This window comes from Dyadobacter beijingensis DSM 21582 (genome assembly GCF_000382205.1).
Taxonomy (GTDB): Bacteria; Bacteroidota; Bacteroidia; order Cytophagales; family Spirosomataceae; genus Dyadobacter; species Dyadobacter beijingensis.
In genome coordinates this window covers 1-19,220 of sequence record NZ_KB907790.1, presented here as the reverse complement: position 1 = coordinate 19,220, position 19,220 = coordinate 1, and the positions used below count along the sequence as shown (strand labels likewise).

The window sequence follows — 19,220 nt, the reverse complement described above, 5'->3', positions numbered from 1 at the left end:
AAGTATTAAATTAATAATATGGCTAAAAAACCTTTTCGGGTTGTTTACGAAGATAATCACCTGATCATCGTCAATAAGGAGCCGGGTATCCTGGTCCAGGCCGATGTTACCGGCGATACGTGCCTGCTCGATATGGTCAAAGACTATATTAAGGAGGAATACAACAAGCCGGGAGCGGTATTTCTCGGCACCGTTCACCGCCTGGACCGCCCGGTAAGCGGCCTCGTGGTGTTCGCGCGCACGTCCAAGGCGCTCGAACGCATGAACGATATTTTCCGCGAACGCAAGGTCCAGAAAACCTATTGGGCGGTTGTGAAGAACAAGCCCGCGGAAAAGAAGGGGAAACTGGTGCATTGGCTTACCAAAAACGAGGCCAGGAACGTCACTACGGCCCACGATCAGGAAGTGCCGGGCTCGCAGCGGGCCGAATTGTCGTACCGTTGGGTGGGAGAGATCAATAAATTCCATTTGCTGGAAGTAATGCCCGTAACCGGTCGTCCGCACCAGATCCGCGTGCAGCTGGCATCCATGAACTGTCCGATCCGCGGCGATGTGAAGTATGGCTATCCCAAAGGCAACCCCGACGGGAGCATTAACCTCCACGCGCGCCGGTTGTATTTCGAACATCCCGTTAAAAAAGAGCCGGTTATCTGTCGTGCCGGCGTTCCGAACGACGCCTTTTGGGAAGAATTCCTAACTTTGGATAAAGAGGTGATCAAGCCCGAGCACCTGGATTTCTTTCACGAATAAACCGCATGATCGAAAAACTGAAACAGCGCTGGAACGTCAGGAACGGGTGGGATGTGCTCATCATTCTCGTCGTCTTCGCCTGTACCGGTTTTTCGGTTTTGTATGTCAAAAGATGGGTGTTCGAGCTGATCGGCCTCACGAAAGAATCGCCCGGCTGGCTTCGCTGGGCGGTCAATATTCTCATCATCCTGCCGCTTTACCAGGTCATCCTGCTGGCCTGGGGCTGGATATTCGGGAAATTTACCTTCTTCTGGGAATTTGAAAAGCGGATGTTCAGCCGCATAGGAGGGCTGTTTCGCTCCAAAAAACCTAAAACCACGGCCGATTAGCCTATTTCCCGGCGTCGATCAGTGTTTTGTACACATTGCGGGCCTTTTCGTAACCGGCTGCCGCCGCACTCTTTTCCTCAGCCCGGATATTCGGTTGCTTCATTTTCCAGCATTGGTTCAATGCCGCGAGGCACCATTCCGCGCTTTGTTTTTCCAAAATCGGCTGGTTATTGATTTTCACAAATACCGGGTTTGAATGCGAACTCGGGTACACCCGCACGGCCAGCCAGCCCGATTTCGGGATTTTAGGAGAAAAAGTAATGTCATTTACCTTGCCATCCGCCAATATTTCCACCGTTTCGACCGGCACGCCATTGAATATCAGCTCCGCGCGCACTTTCCGCGACTTTCCTACCCGCGACCGTTCGATATCCCAGTAAGGTTTCTCGGTAATTGCTGACATGGCTATTTTTTCGCTGAGGCTGTCCTGTTTTTCGGGCAGATAGGCTGCCAGTTTTGCAGTAACCTTCACATTACCGGGCGCTTGTAGAGACAGTTCACTCTCGCCCGTACCCGCCTCCACGCCATTGACCGTGAAATCCATGATATGCGATTTCCCGTCCGAAACATAGCTTCTGCCAAGTTTAAGCGCCTCCACGTAGCTGTCGTAATCCATCGCGTTCCTCGGTTTGAAATAGCTTCGTGCCTGGCCCACACGTGCGTCCGTAATGCAAGGGAAGTCGGTTTCGCCGCTGAGACGCGTTTTAAACCCGCAATTGAGCGTGTGGTAGTACATATTGAGCTCCCAGGGCGCCGGTGTATCGCCCGCGCTAAAAAAGTCGATCAGGCCGTCGGTAACGGTCATAATGTATTCGTTCGCGCCGATGCCGTCCATTCTCGGGGTGACGTAATTCGGGAGCAACGTCGTCGGTTCCATCGGTTCGAGGCCCCAGCCGGAATGCGCGTAGCCCACCACGCCGCCCTGCGATTTCGCCCAGGAAAGTACCGGGGCGGTCCAGGTAGGCCATTGATCGATAGTCGTGGTTCCGGGATAATCGTCTTCTTTAATCCGCAGCAGTACAATATGCCCTGCGTGCGACGACGGAAAGCCCGAAACCTCCACATCGTTACGCATCACATTGCCACGGCCCGATAACGGGTGGTCTTTGCCGGTAAAAAACGTTTTCTGATGGTACCAGCTCGGTCCCCAGGCGAGGTTAGCGGCCATATTCAGATCTTCGCCCAGCACCTGCCGGAACATATCTTTCGGATCAACACCCTCGGTCGGGCTATCATAATGGCTGCAACCAGCCGCGTGAATGTGGTGGTCGGCGCTGTACCAACCCATTTTCGAGAGTTGAATCCATCGTTTCAGCCGAAAACCCGCCTGTATTTCCTGCCTGCCTTCGGGAACCATTATTTCCTTTGTTTGAGGCACATATTCGGGGCCGCGGGTGAACGTAACCTGGTATTTACCGGGCGGAAGCATCACGTGCTCGCCACTTTGGCGGTAGATCTGTGGTTGGAAGAAAAAATCGGGGTACTCGTCGAACGCAGCCACACGGCGCGAGGGCAACGGGTAAATGCCTTTGAACTTGCCCGACGCATGTTCCTGGCCGTCGGTGATAAGGAAAGAAGCCATCGCAGGCTTACCGTCGTCGTCCAGCACATCCAGCTTCACTTTCACCGCCGGTTTTACATCGAACAAAATATGGGTGGAATTGCGGAAACCAATGTCCTGAGAGCCCTGCCCGGCATTATAGGCGATCTCTGCTTCGCGTTGGCCCGCATCTTTGGAATAAATCTGCACCACGGCATATTCGAGCTTCAAGCCCGACAAGTTAGCCTGCAACGGCCTGCCCGCGTAAATCTGGATGTCGAGAAAACGGTTCGCAACTTGTCCGGGCGTCAGTTCGTGCTCTTTCTTGACCCGCGATTCGAACGAAGGCGAATGGTACGGTTTCAGGGCATTCGGGCTCGCGGCCTCGAATTTGGCGGTAATACCTGCCTCATTATGGATTTTGACAAGAAATGCCGTCCAGCCGCCTTGTACCAATACGGCTTTGGCTGCCCCGCGATCCACTTTCACGCGGCCTTCGGGATTGATATGCACCACATGCAGGCAATAGGGATCGAGGATCGCCTGCACCCCCGCCACCGTTTCCTTCGACAATGCGTTACGGCCCAATGCTTTCAACTTTTCGGCATCGGCCGGCTGCAATGCATTACCCGAAAACGAAAGCGCTTCCTGCAAGCGCATGGCCTGCGCGAGCAGCGGTTGCGGCGACACATCAGCCGCCACGGCATGTTGCGCATGTTGATCGTGCTGCCCACGCAGCATCAATGGAAGGAATACTGCGAAAAGGAGTAGGGCACACGTCGTTTTCATATCAATCCTTGTCTTTTTTCCGGTTTGCTTTCCACGCCGTAAAGCCGATGTACATCATGCTCCCGCGCGCGCCGCCGCTTTTCATAAGCCCGTTCACATTGCTGAAACCCAGGAAAACGGGTCCGAAATGCCCGGCCAGACCAATGGACGGCCGGTTGTTGCCCTGGATGAAGGAGATCGGGAACGAAAGGCCCGAATCCTCGTCTTCAAAACGCGGCGTAACCATAAAAGTATTGGGCTGGTACATATCTAATGGCTGGCCGTCGCGGCTTTTGAAGCGGCTCGTTTGAGCCAGGTTCAGGAAGAAACCGTGGAAAACCTGCACGTCGGCCTCGAAATGGATGGCCTGCGGCAATTTCACGCTCTGGGCGAATGCGGCGCTGCTATCTCCCGGAAAAAGGCTCATAAAACCCTCCGGGCCGCGGTCGCTGATCGTTTCGAGCTGGGTTTGCCCGATCACCACGTCGTTCTGAGTACCTTTCAGCACCCGCGAATCTTTGGTTTTGTATTTGACGGAACCCACGTCCGTCACCGACGCCGCGAGTCGCACAAGATAATCGGGGCTATCATTGTATGTCTCCTTGCGGCCTTTCCACACCGAACCGAGCTCGTAGGAAAAGCCCAGGTCATAGGCCCAGCCGGACCCATATTTACCTGAATCGAACAGGTTACCGAGGCTCATTTTGCGGTTTGGCGTGCTGTACCCGGTTTCGTACGAAAGCCGGTTGATTTCAAGCTGGCTGATGTCCGGGTCGGTGCCGGCAGGGGCAATGCTGTAATTGTCCGCATTACCCTTGATATAAGACACCCTGGCACCAAAAACCCGCTTCACCGTCGCTCCGACCCGCAGTTTGTGTCCCTCGATATCCAGCAGCTGCCCGCCCCAGGAAAAGCTCAGGTCGGAAAAGCTTTGCTGCACGAGGCTGAAATCGCCCCAGGCTGCATTCGAAAGCGGCGGCGTACTGCCCGTATCGAGCCGCTTCATGTACAGGTTATCGATCTCCTCCGGGATATTCCGGCCCTGCACAAAACCCCGCGTGCGCAGCTGAATGGCAATACCGTGGTATTTGCCCAATGCAAACGACACCGACGGCCAGCGGATCTCTCCGGCCAGGAAAATCGGGTCCTTGTACGTGAGCGAGCCCATTGTACGCGAGCGCCCGTAAAGCTCTTTCGTGGAATGCGACGAGAGAATGGGGTAGAGAAATGCATTTTCCCCGATAAAACGGAAATAGCGGTACTTGATGCTTCCCCCGAGCGTCAGCACGTTGACCTGGAACTTGTGGCGCGGACCGCCGAGGACCGACGGGTTGTAAGTGGCGCGGTACAATCCCCCGTAGTTGCTGAATTGAAGACCAGGAATCTGTTGGGCAACAGCGCATTGCAGCGCCGTTAAAGCGAATAGTGCAGTGGTAAATAATGAGGTTTTCAAGGTTGAGTTTTGTTAGTCGGGAACAGCATTCCGCTTTCGTCGTAGCGGACGGCTTCCTCCTGGATTAATGCTTGCAATGCTTTCAGGAAATCGTCGCCAGGCACATTTTCAAATGCATAGCCGAGTTCCGCGGGCAGCATCGGGCCCTCACGGTTCAAAAAATCGGTGATCTGCGAAGCCAGATGGGCATCGCGGGCCGCCTCCTGTTTTCGGTTCTGGATACAGATGTCGCACACACCGCATTCCTCCGCATCGAATTCGTGAAAATATTCCAGCAAGAGCAAAGTCCGGCACCGTTTGGTGGAGGTGGCGTATCGGATCACCGCCTGCGCCTTTTCCAGGTCACGGTCTTTTTTCTTCTGTATTTCAAAAACGTTCAGCGGCAGTAACGAAGAGTCATAACGCGGTGTCAGAAATGTAAGCTGAGGCTTGTCTTTCCGGGGCTCGTAATCGATAATGTCGCGCTCGGAAAGGAATTTCAGTTTCCGCAGAACTTCGGGGACAGTTGCAAAATGGATCTGCGCCAGCTCCGTTTCAGAAATGCGCACATACTCGGTAAACAACTCGCCCCCATACATTCGCAGGATCAGTTTGATAAACGAATCCAACTCCTGGTAACGTATCTGGAAGTCGTACAATTGCCGGTTATCGACGAGGAAATGGACTTTCGATGCATCACTGAAATTCTCGCTCAGCTGCACGAAACCTTCCTCTTCCAGCAGTTTCAATGCATAATGCGTCTCATTCACGGGCAGCCCGAAAATGCCGGCAAATTCCTGGATGTCAAAGTCGAAGCCCGACAACTCGCCGGCGCCGATCGCGATTTTATAGTAATTGGCCAGCGCCTGGTACACGCGTCGCAGCATGTCCACCGGCGGGTACTTCCGCTCGATGCTGTCGATCAGTTCTTCGAGGTCGATTTTGTTAAAAAGCGCCACAGCGTAGGCCTTTTTCTCGTCCCGCCCGGCCCGGCCGGCCTCCTGGTAGTAGGCTTCGAGGTTATCCGGCAGGTCGAAATGGATTACCGCCCGCACATCCGGCTTGTCGATCCCCATCCCGAATGCATTGGTGGCCACGACGGTCCGCACGCGGTTCTGGATCCAGGCCGACTGCCGCTCGGAGCGGTCTTTGAAAAGCAGTCCCGCATGGTAGCTCGTAGCCGGAATACCCTGCCTGTTGAGCCAGTCGGCAAGGTCTTTGGTACGCTTTCTCGTGCGAACGTATACAATAGCCGTTCCCTGCACGTTACGCAAAACCTGTAAAAGTTTGCGCTCCTTGCTTTCCTCGGCAAATGCGGAATAGGAGAGGTTCGCCCGCGCAAACGACTGCTTAAACACCCGCGCATTGCGCATTTCGAGCTTATCGAGAATGTCGGCCCGCACCTCTTCCGTGGCCGTAGCGGTGAGCGCCATCACGGGCACCTTCGGCAAAAGCTTACGGAATTCGGCGATGAGCAGGTAGGAGGGGCGGAAATCATAGCCCCAGGCCGAAATACAGTGCGCTTCGTCGATCGCCAGCAGGCATACCTTCATTTGCTTCGTGCGGGCGACCATAATGTCCGTGCGCAGGCGCTCGGGAGATACGTACAAGAACTTGATATTGCCGTGAATGCAGTTATCCAGCGTAATGTCGATCTCTGTTTTGCTCATACCCGAGTGGATCGCCGCGGCCGGTATGTACCTGCGTTTCAGCTGCTCCACCTGGTCTTTCATCAATGCGATGAGCGGCGTCACCACGATGCAAACGCCTTCCTGCGCCATTACCGGTACCTGGAAACAAATGGATTTGCCGCCGCCCGTAGGCAGCAGCACGAGCGTATCCATGCCTTTCAGGACGGCCTGTATGGCTTCTTCCTGAAACGGCCTGAATGCGTCATAACCCCAATATTGTTTCAGGACAGACCGGATATCAGCCATCGGCGTTTTTTGCGGTGTGGTAAATCAGATTTTACAAAGTAATCGCATTAGGGCCGTTATAGAAAGCCGGAAATCGCACGTTTGATAAAAAGAAACATACCTGATTCATTCAGCGAATGCAGAAAACACGTTATTTAACGGCAAATCTCACTCCGCATGAACCATTTGAATGCCGGCAAAGCAGCGAAATATCCGCCGTGGCTACCCTGGCTTTTTACGCTCAGCTTCCTGTTGATCACCTTCCTGCCGCGCTCGCTCGACGGCGCGATGTTTATGGACGGCACTACCTACGCCGCCATCGCCCGCAATATGGCGGAGGGGCAAGGCTCGTTCTGGCGGCCGTTTTTCGCCCATTCATTCTGGCTTCCCTATGACAATGCTGATTATTTTTCCGGGCATCCGCCGCTGCAATTTTGGCTGCAATCGCTGCTTTTCCGCTTGCTGGGGGATACGCCTGCCGTTGAAAATATCTATAATCTGGTCATCCTCATACTCTATATCTCGCTGATTATCAGCATATGGAAAAAGTTATTTAATGCCCACCATGCATTCCGCGCATTCAGCTGGCTGCCTGTACTTTGCTGGCATGGGATGGTGATTGTGTGGTATAGTATTCCAAACAATTTTCTGGATAGTACCATGGGGCTTTTCTCCCTGGCATCCTGCTATTTTCAACTGGTTTATCTGAAAAAACGACCGGCAATGCCCCGGGACATCGGCTGGATCGTGCTGGCGGGCATTGGCATTGTACTAGCACTACTGACCAAAGGGCCGGTTGGGCTTTTCCCGATGGCATTTTCAGTGATTTATGCGCTTACGAGCAGCGAGAGCCGCATATCATTGTCGATCAGACCAACCGTTATCATGCTGGGAGTCGTCGTCGCCGCATTCGCTTGCCTGCTCGCTTACACGCCCGCCCGGGAGTTTCTCACAACCTATTTCAATGGCCAGGTAGTACAGGCATTGCTGCAAAAACGTGAAAAAGCCGGTACCGGCTGGACGGCGCATTTTACCTTGCTGGCGGAACTCCTGCGCTGCCTTTACCCGCATTTGTTTGCATCAGCGGCTTTGTATGCATTATCCTTGGGTTTGAAATGGAGATTTGCTCCGAACAAAACAATATGCGACGGCGTACGCCTCACCGCATTCGTGGCGGCTTCCTGCATTGTGCCTATGCTCGTGAGTATCAAGCAGTATCCGCATTATTTGCTGCCTGCACTACCGTTCATTGCCATCACATTTGCATTGTTAATCGTGCGACGTTTATCCGCATTGATGACTATAAATAACAGATTGACGATCATCGCATTCATAGTCGGGTCACTGGCCTGCTGGGGCGCCGCATCCCGCAAGCTGGCGACTATCCGGCCAGATGTGCATGTGAGCAATGCCAAAGCATTACGTACACTGGTACCGTCAGCCGCCACCATCGGTATTTGCCACGATCTTTTCCAGCATGCCGACATCCATGCCAATTTTCAGCGCTACCACCATTTGTCGCTTACGACGCAAATCGGTACGGCCCGGTATGTCCTGGCTGACTCTGCCTGCCTGCCTTCGTTCGATTTGAAGCGCGACAGTCTTATACGGCTGCATGGGAAATTTTTCCTGGTTATCCGAAGAGACATTCACACCGACCGCTGAATACCGGCGGCAGCACTTCCTGCAAAATATCCAGCCGGTAACATCTCCGTGCACTTTGCCGGTAAGGCTAAAATATTATCTTTGTTTGACGTTCATTTTAACCAGCTTCCATGCGCACGCTGCTCTTTTTTATCAGTATCATTGCATTGTCCGGCTGCTCGGCCTCCCATTATCTGAAACGTGAAATCGGCCGCTCGGCGGTCCTCAGCCAGCAGCATACCGGCGTTTCCATCGCCCGGCTGACCGACAAAAAGTCCCTGGCAGCCTACCAGGACAATAAATATTTCGTTCCTGCCTCCAATACCAAATTATTCAGCTTCTACGCAGGCCTAACGGCATTGGGCGACTCCATTCCCGGCCTTGAATACCTCGAATGGGGCGAATTGCTTATCATAAGAGGCACCGGCGACCCTTCGCTGCTGCACCCCGACCTGCCGCACAGCAAAGTCCTCGATTTTCTGAAAGGCCGCAAAGACCAGATTTTTTACACACCCTACCACTTTGAAAACAAGCGTTTCGGTCCGGGCTGGGCGTGGAGCGACTACAACGACTATTACCAGCCCGAAGTGACGGCAATGCCTGTTTACGGCAACATCGCCCGTTTTAAGCAAGCCAAGAACGGGCATTACGAGGCAAATCCGCGTTTCTGGCAGAAATCCATGATACCGGACACGGCGGTCTCGGGTATCGAGCGGGAAGAATTACAGAATGTATTTCACTATCCGAAAGCGGCCTCCGCCCAGCGCGCCGCACAGGACATTCCCGTGCATATGACCGACCAGCTGATGCTGCAACTGCTGAGCGATACGCTGAAAAAGGAGGTCAAATTCATCAATATCCCCCTGGAAATCGAGCTGCAAACGGTGAAAAGCATTCCTTCCGACTCGCTTTACGCGCGCATGATGCAAGTGAGCGACAACATGCTCGCCGAGCAACTGATGCTCCTTTACGCCACCGCCAACAAGCTGCCGCTCAACACCGAGAAGGCCATTGCGCACATGATCGAACACCATCTCGCCGACTTGCCCGACAAACCGGTTTGGCGCGACGGATCGGGCCTAAGCCGCTATAACCTGTTCACTCCGAGGACGATGGTAGCACTACTGCAAAAAATTTACGGGAAGGTACCGCAGGAAAGGCTTTTCAAGATATTGCCGGCGGGAGGCCGGAGCGGGACTTTGAAAAACCTGTTTAAGGAAGAGCCGCCATTCATCTTTGCCAAGACAGGCAGCCTGAGCAACGTCTACAACCTGAGCGGTTATTTAATCACAAAAAAAGGGAAAGTGCTGGTATTCAGTTTCATGAATAACAATTTCACGAAACCTACGGCCGATGTGCGCAAAGAAGTAGAGCGCATTCTCACCGGCGTACACGAGAAATTTTAGGATTACTTTTTCTCGTCCCACGTTTTACCGGTACAATAGAACCTGTTCCGGCCGTTCTCGCGCACCAGAAGGTAAATTTTGTAAGTACCCGGCTCCACATTGGCTTTATGAAAACTTGCATTCAGGCCTTTCGCGAAGTACATACCACGGCGCAGCGTCGTTTTTAGCGGCACCGCCACCTGGTTTGGCTGCGAAACGTATACATGTTCCGGCGATTTCAGGATGACATAGGCTCCATCGGTGTAGTCTTTTTTCGGCTTGAAAAAATCCTGGTGAAACCCGACTACCACATGCTCGCCGAGCTCGCCCACCTCGTCGGGCTGGTAAATGCTGTCGCAAGGCACGGCATCGGCGCGAGGGTTCCAGTTTTCGGCAAGCGGATCGGCCGAGCGGTAGTAAGAGCGGATCTTTTCATAATGCTGCTGATCCATCGAAAACATGCGCACACCGAGCCAATCGGCATTATAGCGCGCATTGAACTCCTGCGCAATGGCCGCGCGCCGGTTGTTGACGGCATCGGCGAAATTGCTTTGCAGCAATACCAGGTTCATGACGACTGCCGCAATCAATATCCCGGGCGCAAACTTTTTCCTTGCCGAATGCTGCGCAATGGCCAGAAATCCGAAATACAAGGCAATGCACCAAAGCGTAGAATACATCCTGTAACGCCCTTTGAACATCCCTTCAAAAGTATCCGTCGGGATACGCTTATATGTGAGGGCGAGCGCTGTAATGCCTGTGAAAATAGCGATTGCCAGTGCGAAAAGGGCGGTTTGGTTGGCATACCGGCCTTTCAGCCACATCGAATTCCAGAGCGGAAGGTACTGTTTCCTGTACAAAATGAGCAGCCCAAGGATCATGGCCATTCCCATCCCTACTGCTGCGTATAGCCTCACCGGCGGGTTGCTGTAAGCAGTCAACGTGGCCCAGGAGCCGATAAACCCGAAAAAGCCGAAAAAGCCCTCCTTTACCTGCTGCGGGTTCGACAGGTCGAGGCTTTGGGTAATGGGGGTAAAATCGATGAAATAAATGACTGCGACCGTGAGCGCCGTGCCTAGTGTGATCAGAAATTGCTTTCGGTAGCCGCCGAGCAGGAAAATAAGGCCTGTTACCGGAAAAACCATCAGCCCATTGCCGTAACTGAACGTGGCTGCGATGGCGAAAAGCAATGAAATTATGAGCTTTTCGGGCCGGTAGGCGGCAAAATACAATGCGCAGAGCACGAAAAGGATCACGCCGAAATTGCACAGCGAACTTACACCCCAGAAGATATTTTCGAACGACTGGATATTGAACCAGAGCCACATCACCGGCAGGAAATACCAGGCAGAAACCCTTAGCCGCCGGAATGCGCGGTAAAAAACCACCGCGCAGAGCGCCCAGCAGATATTGGCGATGACCATCGGCCATACCAGATCGACCGTGCCGAAGATTTTATGCAGCAATAAGATAATGGAGCGCGAAAAAACGAGGCGGTGCTCGGGGAAAAGCGTAGTCAGCAACTTCCATTTACCGGCCAGATCGGCCTGCGAAAATTCGGGAATAATGCCGAGAATGAGGATATCGTCAAATGCTACGTAATTGACATTCAGCGCAATGACTTTGAATACCCAAATGTAGATCAGAACGGGTATCAGGCACAATAACCAGGCAAGCCCGCTTTTTTCTCTGACGAAACGGAGGAAAGACGAATACATGCATGCTAATTAAGCACGTGCGCAGTGATTTTCAACCATCGCCCGCCTAATTTTCGGTTTCCTCCTCTTCAGCGGAGGCGCGGGGATCTTTGGTATAATCGTAAAGAAGCTTGCCCTTATCGTCCCATTCGCGAAGGATAAATGGCTCAAAATCGTCTTCCCAGGCCGTTTTGGGGTATTGGATTTCTTTCTTGCGTTGGCGGCGGAACTGGTAATACTCTACCCAGCGGCCTATTTTTTTACCGGAGTCATATTTGCCGTCCACAGCCAGCTGGCCTTCCTTGTAGAATTGCAGGTATTCGCCTTCGACTTCGCCGAATGCGATCGGCATCACTTCCTTGATTTGCGTATGTGCCGAATCGTAATAGGTAATACGCGACTCGGCCGGAAAACCGCGGTTCCAAACCGCCTTGTCGATCAGGTTGTATTTGGTGTCGTATTTGACCCATCGGCCATCCTTCACACCCATATAATAGTAGCCTTCTTCGATCAGGTTTTCGCCGCTGTATTTTTTGTAAGAACCGTGCAACGGCAATGCCTGCGACTTGTCCTTGATCACGGATGAGCTTAGTTTTCGGCTTTTTTTATCATACCAGCGCGTTTCCGTCGCCCGTGCATACTGATCGATCGGCTTATATTCTTTTAAAACATGGAAGTTCTCTACCGTGGCCCGGTCGCCGCTGCCGTACTTGACGGACATGCTCTGCATGGCGACGCCGTCATATTGTACTTTTGCGAGACGGGCTTTTTCCTTTTTAGCCTTTCGGTCTTTTTTCTGGCTCTTATATTCCTTCACCCGGAGGCCCAGGTCAGGGATCGTTTCGCCGAACAATGTGGAGAGATTGGTGGACTTGCCCTTACCGCCCGGTGCCGAGGCCCCCACCACCGGGTCCAGACCGGAAACGAAGGATTTCAGGTCGTTGGAACGCGCAGCGGTATCCTTTTTGACGTGCTCTTTCGGCAGCCACGAAGGTGTGGATGTTTCCGCCTGGTTTTGCTGGGCGACAACGGAAGCCGAGAGACAGATGGTGAAAAAGCCGCAGAACAGAGCTACTCTTTGCATGAATATAGGATTTTTCTTAAGAGCAAGATTGTTACTTTTGTAACGAATTGGTTTTTTCTATATTGATTTCCAATACAAATTTAAATAAACACCGTGGAAAAAAGCGCTAAAATTTATATTGCCGGACACCGCGGAATGGTTGGTTCAGCCATTCTCCGGAAACTCGAAGAAGAGGGATTCAACAATATCATCACCAGAACGTCGTCCGAGCTCGACCTGCGCAACCAGGCGGATGTCCGGGCCTTCTTCGAGGCAGAACGTCCTGAATATATTTTCCTCGCCGCGGCCAAAGTCGGCGGCATTATGGCAAACAATATTTACCGCGCAGAGTTCCTGAATGACAACCTGTTAATTCAAAACAACGTCATTGACAGCGCTTACCGTACCGATGCGAAGAAGCTGATGTTCCTCGGCTCAAGCTGCATTTACCCCAAAATGGCGCCGCAGCCATTGCAGGAAGATTCGCTCCTGACCGGCTTGCTCGAACCGACCAATGAGCCTTACGCCATTGCCAAAATCGCCGGTATTAAAATGTGCGAAGCTTACCGTTCGCAATATGGCTGCAACTTCATTTCGGTGATGCCTACCAATTTATACGGACCGAACGATAATTACGACCTGAACAAATCGCACGTGCTGCCGGCCATGATCCGCAAGTTTCACGAGGCCAAGGAAGAAGGTAAGCCGTTCGTGGAATTGTGGGGTACGGGATCGCCATTGCGCGAGTTCCTGCACGCCGACGACCTCGCTGCCGCGTGTTACTTCCTGATGCAGAATTACAATGAAGAAGGCTTCCTGAATATCGGCGTTGGCTCCGACGTGACGATTAAGCACCTGGCCGAAATGATCCAGAAAGTGGTAGGCTACGAGGGCGAAATCCATTGGAACACCGACAAACCGGACGGGACGCCGCGCAAATTGATGGACGTAAGCAAGCTGCATGCATTGGGCTGGAAACACACCATCGACCTGGAAGAAGGAATCACTAAAACTTACCAGGATTTCCTCGAAAAAATTGAAACTTATGCCGTGTAACCCAAATCACAACAACGGGTTACAAAAAGCATGGCCTAATAATTCAATACTAAAATCATATTTTACCTACGATAATTCTTTTTTTAGACAAAATTTCAGTATAATATTACAAGAATCTTCGGGAAACTAATTAGTTTTGCAGCGTGCCCCGATGGACACGTCATATAAACCTTAGTCATAGAGAAATGTCGGCCATTATTAAGTTAGATCAGATAGACCGCAAAGTACTGGAGATTTTACAAACCAACGCGAAGATAACCAACGCTCAATTATCCAAAGAAATAGGACTTTCGCCTGCTCCCACGCTCGAACGCGTGAAGAAATTGGAGCAGTCGGGGATCATCAAAAGCTACCACGCGCAGCTGGAACCCGAAAAGGTAGGTTTGGGCGTGAGCACTTTTGTTCAGATTTCGCTGGTTGGTCACCGCAAAGCTGTTACGGAGTCATTTGTTGAAAAAATTCACGCGATCCCGGAAGTTATTGAGTGTCACCACATTACCGGCACGGGCGACTTCCTCCTCCGCGTTATTTCCAAAGACATCAGCACGTATCAGAAACTGATGCTCGAAAAGATCAATGAGATCGAAGAAGTTGCCAGCACACAAACGATGGTAATCCTCTCGACCTTTAAAGAAAGCAAAGTATTACCGATACCATGATGTAAGAGCTTATGAGTTTAAGGTCTATGAGTTTATAGTCGAAAGCTGACCTTAATTTTAAACTTTGAACTTTAAACTCATAAAATAAAAAATGGTCGGAAGTGATTCCGACCATTTTTTATTTGCCATCTATCCAAAACTATTGATGCTGCTCGCGAAGCAGGTCGTTCACGGTTTTCACAGGGTTGAAAGTGATCAGCGGAACTTCCACGAAAAGCGTGTTCCAGTCGGCCATCGAGCCATTCCACAATCCGGGAAGCTCCTGCGCTTTCAGTTCCTTACCGTCTTTCGACTTGCCTGTAATGAAGCCGGTGAGCGGGTCCCGGAATTTTTTCAGGTCGTACAATTCGCCCTTTTTATTCTTCACCGCACACACCAGGTCCACCGGATTGAAGTGCGTCGAGTTCTTGAAAATGCTGTTTTGATCCGCATTATCGACATCTACCTGCGCCGATTCCACGATTTGCAACGACGATGATCCATCCGCATTCTCGGCCCAGAATGGTCCGCCACCAGGCTCACCCTGATTTTTCACCATCCCGCACGCACGTAAAGGGCGGTCGAGCTTACCGATGAAATAGGTTTTCTTCTGCTCATCGCTCCACGACCCGAAAGCTGCCGGAGGGATCACACACAGTTCATCGCGGAAAAATGCGTCGATTTCGGCCAGTAATGCCTTGTCGGCACTTCCAGCCAGTTTGTCGAGATAGGAGAAAATTTGCTTCTGGAACTTCAAAACAATTCCCGCCAACGCCTTTTTATAGGTAATCGTCTCACCCTTAATGCGATCAGGCACGACATTGTCGATATTTTTAATGAAAATAATGTCCGCATCAAGCTGTCCGAGGTTTTCCAGCAGTGCGCCGTGGCCTGCCGGGCGGAACAGCAGCGACTCGTCTTTCTCGCGGAAAGGCGTATTGTCGAGGTTCACCGCAATGGTGTCGGTAGCGCTTTTTTGTTCTGAAAACGATACGATATAGCGAACGCCGTACTGCGTCTGGTAGCTTGGCAGCACTTCTACGACGAGTTTTTCAAACTTATCGCGGTGCTCGGGCGAAACCGTGAAATGGATCTGGACATTGCTGCCCGCGTTCGCATATTTCGCGCCTTCTACCAAATGCTCTTCGAGCGGCGTGCGGGAACGGTCGGGGTAGTTGTGGAATTTCAAAAGGCCTTTGGGCAATTCGCCGTAGCCTAGCCCCTTGGCTGTGAGGAAGTAAGAAGTGATAGTCTTTTCATCGGCTGATTCGATATCGTATCCGTCCGCCGCGAGCGATGTTTTTAGGTCCTCATAAAACGCGAAGTCTTTCAGTTTGGTAAAGAATTCGTCTACCGACTTGTCCTTTTTATCCTCCTGCAAAAAACCGAAAAGCGACTTGAACATCCGGGTAGCTGCGCCGGAAGCCGGGACAAACTTCAAAAGTGCGATTTCGCCATCGGCGGCACTCTTATCGAACTCACTGATCACTTGTGCGATCTCTTCGTCGGTCAGCCTGATGATGCCATCACCGACCGTAGCCGCCTTTGAAAGTTGTAAAAACGGGAACCCTTTCTCGAAATAACGTACTTGCTCTTCAACGACGCTTAGATCGCTTCCTCTTTCCTTTATTTGTTGAATATCTTTTTCAATAAACATAATATGTGGTTTTAATCAGTGAAGTTTAGGGTAAGATTTATTACAAAAAAAGCTTTGAATTGACATACTTTCACCATCCTTGCGGATTTATTTCAGCACCCGCAACTTCGCGAAACTGAGCAACAGCGTCTTTTCGCCTACCAAGTCGAACTTGACGGTCGCTTTACGGTCCGTGCCGTTCACATCCATTTTCGTCACAACCCCGAAACCGAACTTCAGATGCTCCACCTTGTCGCCTTCTGCCAGATCGAACGTGTCGGTCGGCACGAAATCGGCGGACGGTACGTGGCTTGTTGCCGGGGAGGTTGCCGCCGGCCTCGCTTCGGTTTTACGCTGCACGAGATTTCGCGCAAATGTCGTCACGGGTGGTGTAGTATCACGTTCCAATGCGCTCTGCACCATCTTGTTAACATTCAGGTACCGCTGATCCACTTCCAGCAGAAACCGGCTCGGCTCGCACATTTTCAGTCGGCCCCACTGGTATCGGCTCTCGGCGTAGGAGAATGACAATTTCTTTTCCGCACGCGTGATCGCCACGTAGAAAAGCCTTCTTTCTTCCTCCAAATCCTGCCGGCTTTCCAGCATCATCTGGCTCGGGAAAAGGTCTTCTTCCAATCCCACAATAAATACATTCCTGAATTCCAGACCCTTAGCTGAGTGAATGGTCATCATCGTCACACGGTCGTGGTCGTTGTTATCGTCCGGCTCGTCGGCATTCGTCAGCAGCGACACCGATTGCAGGAATGCGCTCAGCGTTTTATCCTCATTTTCTTCGCTATCGACGAATTCCTTGATACCGTTCAGCAATTCCTGCACGTTTTCGTAGCGCGAGAGGCCTTCCACGGTCTTGTCTTCATACAATTCGCGCAGAATGCCCGATGCTTTGGCAATGTGGGAAGAAATTTCATAGGCATCCTTTCCTTCTTCCACCAAAATTTTGAAACTCTTGATCAGCGTTCCAAAGCCTTCGATGGGCGCAATGGTCCGCCCGGTACCGAATTGGCTGATATTCGCCACGACGTCCCAGATCGCCACATTGTTTTCAGAAGCCGTTACCGCGATTTTGGCTACGGTCGTATCGCCAATGCCCCTTTTGGGCAAATTAATGATACGTTTGAAAGCTTCTTCGTCCCGCTGGTTCACTGTAAACCGCAGGTAAGCGAGCAGATCCTTGATTTCTTTCCTTTGATAAAAGGACTGGCCACCGATAATACGGTACTTGATCCCGAGCTTCCGCAGGGCTTCTTCAAATGAGCGGGACTGTGCATTGGTGCGGTAGAGAATGGCAAAATTCTCGTTCCGCAGCGATTTCTGCATTTTCTCTTCGAAAATCGCCGTCGCTACGAGGCGGCCTTCCTCATTGTCCGAGCTCGCCTTGATGACGTCGATCAGTGAGCCTTCTTCGTTGGAAGTAAAAGTCTTCTTTTCGAGCTGCGCCTTGTTGCGGGCAATTACCGAGTTAGCCGCTTCCACGATCGTGTTTGTCGACCGGTAGTTCTGTTCCAGCTTGATCACGCGTACGTCCGGGAAGTCCTTTTCGAAATTGAGGATATTCTCAATGTTCGCGCCGCGGAATGCATAAATACTCTGCGCATCGTCACCCACGACAACAATATTACGATGTACGGCAGATAACTTCCTGGTAATGAGGTACTGGGAAACGTTCGTATCCTGGAACTCATCCACCATTACGTGCTGAAACTTGTGCTGGTACTTATATAATACGTCGGGAAAGTCACGGAAAAGGACATTGGTATTGAAAAGCAGGTCGTCGAAATCCATCGCATTGGCCTGGAAGCAACGGGTTACGTAAGTTTTGTACAGCCTGCCGATCTCTTTCATCTTAGCGGCTTCGTCGTCCGCCTGGATTACCGCATTGTTGACATAATCGTCGGCGGAAATGAGCCGGTTTTTCGCTCCGGAGATCCGGTTGAAAACTACGTTGGCCTTATAAACCTTGTCGTCGAGGTTGTATTCTTTGATGATACTCCTTAATAATGACTTCGAATCGTCGGTATCATATATGGAGAAATCGCTGGTATAGCCCAGGTAGCGCGCTTCGATGCGGAGTATTTTGGCAAAAACGGAGTGAAAAGTACCCATCCAGATGTTCCGGGCCTCGGTACCGACGGCGCCTTCGATCCGGCTGCGCATTTCGCCGGCTGCTTTATTGGTAAATGTCAGGGACAAAATACGGAAAGGGTCGACGCCTGTCTCGATCAGCCGCGCAATGCGGAAGGTCAGCACCCTGGTTTTCCCTGAACCCGCGCCCGCAATGATCATCAAAGGGCCATTTCCGTGCAGCACAGCCTCCCGTTGGGGCTCATTCAAGGTCGATAGATAATCGTTGTGGTTCAAAGTTGTATGCTTTTCCAATTACTTATAATATATAGCAAAAGCCAAAGTTAGGAAAAACCGTCAAAAGCATTCTGTAATCTGCGGGCTTGCCGGCAGGCATCACGCCATAAATATTACTCCCTATCAGAACATAAGGGAGGCATTGTTGGTTAAATAGCAACAAATGCAAGTTTCATCATATATATAAGGCGGCCGATGGTCGTATACAATCGTAGCAATGAATCTAACAGATATAGAAGACCAGCCTCTGGAAGTACAATGGGAGCATTTACTGGGCCAGCTCGAAGAATGGGTAGGCAAGCGCCCGGGCGATCTGAACGGCGTGCTGTTCCTGATAGGTGTGCAGGAACTGGGCCAGGGCGCGAAGCGATTTACGAAAGAGCAAAAGCAGGACCTGATGCATATAGGGATATGTAAAGCACTAAGTCTGTCATCCTATTATAGCCTTGAACACGTGGATAAGGACGGCTGGCCGCATTACAAACTGGAAAGAGCGCTGCCTCCGGGCGATCTTTTGAAGCAGGAAGCGCTTTTGAAGATGCATGTGATCGAATACTTCAAAAATCTTTGAAAAAATTATCGGTCGGTTATTTCTGGTTATCAACCGGTTATTGAAATGTCCCGAAAAAACTTTAAAAATATTTGATGTTGGCTCTTGCATCTTAAAAATTAACCCCCCACTTTTGCACTCCCAATCGGGAACAACGGCACTGAAAACGATCACTGCCACGAGTTCTGGAAAGCCAGAGCAACGTTCTTTGACATGATGAAGAGAGCAAAAAGATAGGTTCGTTAGAAACATTCGATGGATCTTTTCGGAGATCACATCAACAAAATTTACAATGGAGAGTTTGATCCTGGCTCAGGATGAACGCTAGCGGCAGGCTTAATACATGCAAGGCGAAGGGGCAGCAATGTCACTGTCGTACGGGTGCGTAACGCGTATGCAACCTACCTATCACTGGGGGATAGCCCGGGGAAACCCGG

General features: G+C 51.4%; 14 protein-coding genes and 1 rRNA gene. 8 read left to right on the top strand and 7 right to left on the bottom strand.

Annotated elements, in window-relative coordinates; genetic code table 11:
* The first annotated feature begins 18 nt into the window (after positions 1–18).
* Together H144_RS0123630 and H144_RS0123625 are read left to right on the top strand one after the other, a co-directional pair.
* Positions 19–750, top strand: coding sequence for an RluA family pseudouridine synthase (locus H144_RS0123630; RefSeq protein ID WP_019944585.1), 732 nt, complete (start codon positions 19–21; stop codon positions 748–750).
* 5 nt (positions 751–755) lie between these two features.
* Positions 756–1,079 carry a DUF6787 family protein gene (locus tag H144_RS0123625; RefSeq protein ID WP_019944584.1) on the top strand — a complete coding sequence of 108 codons (324 nt, stop codon included), beginning with the start codon at positions 756–758 and terminating at the stop codon, positions 1,077–1,079.
* A 1-nt stretch (position 1,080) separates the two neighbouring features.
* On the opposite strand, the gene H144_RS0123620 is transcribed toward H144_RS0123625, so the two are convergent.
* Genes H144_RS0123620 through H144_RS0123610 form a run of 3 tightly spaced genes read right to left on the bottom strand, consistent with a single transcriptional unit; the run spans position 1,081 to position 6,756 of the window.
* Complete coding sequence (locus H144_RS0123620; protein WP_229207974.1) at positions 1,081–3,408, bottom strand: CehA/McbA family metallohydrolase; 2,328 nt, start codon at positions 3,406–3,408, stop codon at positions 1,081–1,083.
* A 1-nt stretch (position 3,409) separates the two neighbouring features.
* A complete protein-coding gene (locus H144_RS0123615; protein ID WP_063826418.1) occupies positions 3,410–4,840 on the bottom strand; it encodes a DUF5723 family protein in 1,431 nt (476 codons plus the stop codon).
* The gene (locus H144_RS0123610; RefSeq protein WP_019944581.1) at positions 4,837–6,756 is read right to left on the bottom strand and encodes a RecQ family ATP-dependent DNA helicase; all 1,920 of its coding nucleotides are present in this window, start codon (positions 6,754–6,756) and stop codon (positions 4,837–4,839) included. The genes H144_RS0123615 and H144_RS0123610 overlap by 4 nt, the downstream gene beginning before the upstream one ends.
* Positions 6,757–6,912: 156 nt before the next feature.
* On the opposite strand from H144_RS0123610, the gene H144_RS0123605 reads away from it, so the two are divergent.
* Positions 6,913–8,400, top strand: a complete 1,488-nt coding sequence (locus tag H144_RS0123605; protein ID WP_019944580.1) for an ArnT family glycosyltransferase — start codon at positions 6,913–6,915, stop codon at positions 8,398–8,400.
* Between the two features lie 110 nt (positions 8,401–8,510).
* Positions 8,511–9,785 (top strand): D-alanyl-D-alanine carboxypeptidase/D-alanyl-D-alanine endopeptidase, encoded by a 1,275-nt coding sequence (dacB, locus tag H144_RS0123600; protein ID WP_019944579.1) that lies wholly within the window; start codon positions 8,511–8,513, stop codon positions 9,783–9,785.
* 2 nt (positions 9,786–9,787) lie between these two features.
* On the opposite strand, the gene H144_RS0123595 is transcribed toward dacB, so the two are convergent.
* Positions 9,788–11,482, bottom strand: a complete 1,695-nt coding sequence (locus H144_RS0123595; RefSeq protein ID WP_019944578.1) for a hypothetical protein — start codon at positions 11,480–11,482, stop codon at positions 9,788–9,790.
* Between the two features lie 46 nt (positions 11,483–11,528).
* Complete coding sequence (locus tag H144_RS0123590) at positions 11,529–12,545, bottom strand: toxin-antitoxin system YwqK family antitoxin (protein ID WP_019944577.1); 1,017 nt, start codon at positions 12,543–12,545, stop codon at positions 11,529–11,531.
* A gap of 93 nt (positions 12,546–12,638) precedes the next feature.
* On the opposite strand from H144_RS0123590, the gene fcl reads away from it, so the two are divergent.
* Positions 12,639–13,580, top strand: a complete 942-nt coding sequence (gene fcl, locus H144_RS0123585) for a GDP-L-fucose synthase (protein ID WP_019944576.1) — start codon at positions 12,639–12,641, stop codon at positions 13,578–13,580.
* A 185-nt stretch (positions 13,581–13,765) separates the two neighbouring features.
* Positions 13,766–14,239: an Lrp/AsnC family transcriptional regulator gene (locus tag H144_RS0123580; protein WP_015813234.1), complete on the top strand. Its 474-nt coding sequence runs from the start codon at positions 13,766–13,768 to the stop codon at positions 14,237–14,239.
* Positions 14,240–14,378: 139 nt separating this feature from the next.
* On the opposite strand, the gene H144_RS0123575 is transcribed toward H144_RS0123580, so the two are convergent.
* Complete coding sequence (locus H144_RS0123575; protein ID WP_019944575.1) at positions 14,379–15,875, bottom strand: DUF4301 family protein; 1,497 nt, start codon at positions 15,873–15,875, stop codon at positions 14,379–14,381.
* Positions 15,876–15,962: 87 nt separating this feature from the next.
* Positions 15,963–18,251: an ATP-dependent helicase gene (locus tag H144_RS0123570; RefSeq protein WP_019944574.1), complete on the bottom strand. Its 2,289-nt coding sequence runs from the start codon at positions 18,249–18,251 to the stop codon at positions 15,963–15,965.
* A 199-nt stretch (positions 18,252–18,450) separates the two neighbouring features.
* On the opposite strand from H144_RS0123570, the gene H144_RS0123565 reads away from it, so the two are divergent.
* Positions 18,451–18,804, top strand: coding sequence for a hypothetical protein (locus tag H144_RS0123565; RefSeq protein WP_019944573.1), 354 nt, complete (start codon positions 18,451–18,453; stop codon positions 18,802–18,804).
* Between the two features lie 268 nt (positions 18,805–19,072).
* Positions 19,073–19,220: ribosomal RNA gene (locus tag H144_RS0123560) — 16S ribosomal RNA — on the top strand; the annotation flags it as partial.